The following is a 1098-nucleotide window of genomic DNA, read 5'->3' as shown; positions in this document are numbered from 1 at the left end:
AATGATGCGAATCAGCAGTTGATAATCATCTACTTTTTCGCTTGTTAAAATGTTATTATTCAGTTACCTATCTCATTAATTAGTTACCTATCTCATTAGTTAGTTTTCTAATCTCCTTGAAAATCAGTATATTATAAGAATAAAACCACTCATTGTTCTAATTATGATTCCCAAGGAGAAAGAATTCAAACTTATAAAAATATATATGTATATCTGCGGATGTTTACGAGTCTTCACTCAAGTTCTACTGCCAGAGGTTCAGTAATAACCACCATCCAATCTTTACCGATGAGGAACTGCTTACTGTATGTCTGTTCTGCGGAGCTTATCAGCAATACTTTAAAATCAAAGATATACATACCTTTACCAAGGAATACCTGCTTTCATGGTTCCCTGACTTGCCTTCTTACCAAGTATTCAATTATAGATTGAATTTGATGCCGGAAGCAATCAGCGAACTCGTCAGGCAGTTAATCCATTCATTCAAACCTCAAGATTGTGACAGTATGAAATCATTAGTTGACTCGATGCCTATCATTACTTGCGCGGGAAAGAACACAGTAGGAAAGGTCGCCACTGAGATTACTTCCAAAGGATATTGTTCGACAAAGAACATGTATTATTTCGGACTAAAACTCCATGCAGTGGCTTTCCGTAGAAAAGGAACTATACCTTTTCCTGAAATGCTCATACTTTCCGCTGCTGATGAAAATGACTCCACTGTATTCAAAAGAGAATGTGTGGGAAATCTGAACAATAGAGAAATATATGCCGATAAAATATATTCGGATATACCATTCTATAAAGAGACGAAAGAATCTCAAAAACTCGAGCTATTTACTCCTGTAAAAGCTATCAAAGGAGAATCACCTGAAATAACAAAAAGGGAGAAAGCGGCAAGAGACTTGTTTTCAACGGCAGTCTCAAAAGTCAGACAACCCATTGAATCATTATTCAACTGGTTGAATGAAAAAACAAATATTCAAAGAGCGATGAAAGTCAGATCTACATCGGGACTGCTGCTACATACGATGGGAAAAATTGCCATTGCATTAATTACTCTAATTTTTAACTAAGGAATCAAATACTGATTCGGAT

The 1098-nt window shown here is 35.7% G+C and carries 1 protein-coding gene; it reads left to right on the top strand.

Annotated features, from left to right (window positions below):
* Positions 1–506 precede the first annotated feature (506 nt).
* On the top strand, positions 507–1076 hold the full coding sequence (locus HMPREF2794_RS21675) for a transposase (protein ID WP_224207252.1): 570 nt from the start codon (positions 507–509) through the stop codon (positions 1074–1076).
* Positions 1077–1098 lie beyond the last annotated feature (22 nt).

Origin of the sequence: Bacteroides sp. HMSC067B03, from assembly GCF_001811315.1 — a bacterium.
GTDB lineage: Bacteria > Bacteroidota > Bacteroidia > Bacteroidales > Bacteroidaceae > Bacteroides > Bacteroides faecis.
The sequence above is the reverse complement of the archived record's forward strand: the minus strand, read 5'-3'. Positions and strand labels throughout refer to the sequence as shown.

What these genes read in the sequence shown, in the direction of transcription:
- HMPREF2794_RS21675 (WP_224207252.1), top strand. Translation starts at nt 507, where the DNA reads ATGAAATCATTAGTTGACTCGATGCCTATCATTACTTGCGCGGGAAAG.